Source organism: Pseudomonadota bacterium (genome assembly GCA_026388215.1).
GTDB lineage: Bacteria > Desulfobacterota > Syntrophorhabdia > Syntrophorhabdales > Syntrophorhabdaceae > JAPLKF01.
In genome coordinates this window covers 1-3,170 of the sequence record JAPLKF010000003.1, presented here as the reverse complement: position 1 = coordinate 3,170, position 3,170 = coordinate 1, and the positions used below count along the sequence as shown (strand labels likewise).

General features: G+C 41.5%; 4 protein-coding genes. All 4 read left to right on the top strand.

Annotation, left to right across the window (positions count from 1 at the left end; all coding sequences use genetic code 11):
* Positions 1 to 307, top strand: a 307-nt coding sequence (locus tag NTU69_00055) for an AAA family ATPase (protein MCX5801926.1), incomplete at its 5' end; no start/stop codon positions are given.
* Positions 267 to 560: a hypothetical protein gene (locus NTU69_00050; protein MCX5801925.1), complete on the top strand. Its 294-nt coding sequence runs from the start codon at positions 267 to 269 to the stop codon at positions 558 to 560. The genes NTU69_00055 and NTU69_00050, both read left to right, overlap by 41 nt.
* A gap of 51 nt (positions 561 to 611) precedes the next feature.
* Entirely contained in the window at positions 612 to 2,246 is a 1,635-nt protein-coding gene (locus tag NTU69_00045) for a hypothetical protein (GenBank protein ID MCX5801924.1), read from the top strand.
* Positions 2,247 to 2,330: 84 nt separating this feature from the next.
* A partial coding sequence (locus NTU69_00040) for a GTPase HflX (protein ID MCX5801923.1) occupies positions 2,331 to 3,170 on the top strand: 840 nt, incomplete at its 3' end.

Sequence of the window (3,170 nt, the reverse complement as noted above, 5' to 3'; positions counted from 1 at the left end):
CGGCATGAAACAGAGGGTTGCAGTAGCAATTGCCCTTCTCCCCTCACCGCCGGTAATTGTTGTGGATGAACCCCTTGTTGGTCTTGACCCGAGAGGAATGAAGAGGGTGAAGGAGATATTTTTAAAACTCGCAAGGGAGGGGAAGACTGTCTTCATATCCACCCATATGCTCAATGTAGTGGAGGAGATATCTGATGTCGTCGGGGTTTTAGATCGGGGGCAATTGATTGCTGAAGGACCTTTAGAAATATTGAGAGGTTCGAAGGATGAAAAGCTTGAAACAATATTCTTCCGTCTCTTTGCGTAAAGATAGTGAGAAGTGGCAAGTGGTAAGTGAAAAAGAGTGGAAAGTGACTGGAAAATTTCCTTGGAGCGAACATCACAGAATTTTTGGGTCACCACCCTTAGGCGAAGTGAGCGTCCCGAAAGGGCGATTTGCACTGTTTGAGGCTGGAGCCGAGTTTGCAAAATCGAGCGAGCAAGACTTAGGGAAGGTCAAAAATTTTGTGCAGAGAGCGGAAGGAATATTTTCCAGGAGACCTCAAGAGGAATTTGGGTAACGGGTCATTAGCGTGAAATACCTCTTCAGCCATTTTTATATCAGATTTAGAATGTTCAGGCATTCTATGGAGCATCATAAGAAGGAGTATGCACGCTATAGCGTGTTCCTCTCCTTCTTTTTTTTCGTATCTATCTTTGTATTCATCTTTCTCTATAAGACATTCAAGTTTTTTAACTCCTTTGAGATTATAGGTGAGTTCCTCATAATAAAACTCCTCTCCACGATCTTTTTTGTCTTTTTTATATTCCTTATCCTGAGTAACATAAGTAGCATCATAAAATGGTTTTTTACAAAGGATGACCTGCCATTTATCCTGACAAATCCTATATCCATGACAGAGGTCTTTTTTACAAGGAGCATAGAAGCCCTTTTTGAATCATCATGGGCGTTTCTGTTTTTCTCAATCCCGATTTTGCTGTCTTATTACACTGCTATTTCGAGGTTCGATGTGACCTTTTTTATTTCATGCCTGCTGCTTATCCCCCTTACCATGATTCCCTATGGGATAGCCTTTATAGTTGTCATGGTGCTTGGAAGATTCCTGTCCCCCAGGGTCATAAAAAATACATTCTCCTTTTTATCCCTGATACTCATTGCCTTACTTGTAATTGCCTTCAGGGCAATTCAGATAGAGAAGCTTGCAAGGCCTGAGAGTTTTACCTATCTTTATGAGTATATGAGGTTTCTTTCAATCCCCACCCATCCGCTCATACCTACAAACCCTTTTATAGAAACAGTTATTTATTTTACAAAAGGACAGAATCCATCGTCGATAGCAATAGATTTAGGGTTTTTTCTCTCCACAGCGGCTGCTATAGTCACCATATCCTACTGGGTCCATGAATATTTTTATATGCAATGTTATACGAACCTGAAATCAGCATCAACCACCGTGAAAAGGGATATATTAGGGAGGATATTTTTCTTTTTCCCCATGAGGACAAAAAATCTGTTCCTCAAGGAGATAAAAAATCTTAAACGGGACCCGAAGGAATGGTCTCAGGTTTTTCTCATATTAGCTCTCGTTTTTGTGTATGTGTATAACTTCAAAATTTTCCCAAAGGACAGGACACCGCTGCCAACAATCTTTTTAGAGAGCCTGCTTACCTTTCTCAATATGGGGCTTCTCACATTCGTAGTATCAGCTATATGTGTGAGGTTTGTATACCCCTCATTCCAGCTTGAAGGGCGGCCATTCTGGATTCTCCTTTCCTCACCTGTGAGCACAAAAGAATTGTATTTCAAGAAGCTCGCACTATATATCCCCCCAATCCTTTTTCTTTCCCTCACATTAAATTATCTTTCGAATGTTTACATATCACCACCGGCATTTCTGTACTATGTTTCCTTTGGATATGTAATCCTTATTACCCTTGCTGCCCCTGTTATCTCTCTATACTTCGGGACAAAGGACATAAACTTTAGGGAGCCCCCTAATCCATTCGGTGGATTTGGCGGTATCGTGTCTATGTTGATAATGATTATCTATGCGCTCTTTACAATCGCCTTGCTTGCGTGGTCATCTTACTGGATACTCGTTTTTTCCCAGCATGGAACCTCACCTCCCTTTTTTCTGAAGGTGAGATTTATTGTAACCTGTATTATAATATTCATAGCAACCCTTATGATGATACGTTTTATGGTAGTAAAAACCATATACAATCTCAAAAATATTGAATTGTAGAGGACAGCTATAGAGATATACGGAAATATTCAAGGTCTCGACCACCTTATCAAAAGAAGGCTTGTCAATCTCTATAAAAAAAGGGTGGAATTAGCAGAGATTGTTTCACCTGATATCGCCAGAAATATCATGCAGATTTCGAGGGAGATTTCAAGGCAGGTAGGCCTTATTGTAAACAGAAGAGGGCTTATCGAGTACGTGATTGTGGGTGACAGAGGAAGGGTCGAGATACCACCGCTCTCTACAGAAAGGGTTGGAAGGGCGAGGTTCAGGGGTGTGAGGTTTATCCATACCCACCTTGATGGCGAGCTCCTCTCAAAAGAGGATTTGGCTGACCTTGCCATTTTGCAGCTTGACCTTGTGGCCTGTATTGCCGAAAGGAGAGGGGAACAAGCAGAAGCAATACATATTGGTCACCTCATACCGCAGAACAAAAAGGGCAGGGCATGGGAGTTTATAGGACCTCTCAGCATGCAGGAACTTAATATAGATTTTACCGGGTTCATAACAGAGCTGGAGAATGAATTTGTTAAAGAGAGGGGCAGATTTTATGTTGTAGACAAGAACAGGGAGAAATGCGTGCTTGTCTGTGTTGTTCCTCCAGGCTCTTATAAAAACATTGAGGACCACATCGCAGAACTCAAAGACCTCTGTTATTCTGCAGGGATATCTGTTCTGGATACTGTGATACAAAGGCCAAAGGCATTACACCCGAAATACCTTGTTGGTAAAGGTAAGATAGAAGAGATTGTAATTAAATGCCAGCAGCTTGGCGCAGACCTCCTGATATTTGATGAGGAGCTGTATCCGGGTCAGATCAAGAATATCTCATCCCTTACAGAGTTAAAGGTCATCGATAGAAACCAGCTTATACTTGATATATTTGCTATTAGGGCAAAGACAGATGAAGCAAAGATTCAGGTT

Coding starts and splice junctions, on each gene's coding strand:
- NTU69_00050 (MCX5801925.1), top strand. CDS start 267: ATGAAAAGCTTGAAACAATATTCTTCCGTCTCTTTGCGTAAAGATAGT.
- NTU69_00045 (MCX5801924.1), top strand. CDS start 612: ATGTTCAGGCATTCTATGGAGCATCATAAGAAGGAGTATGCACGCTAT.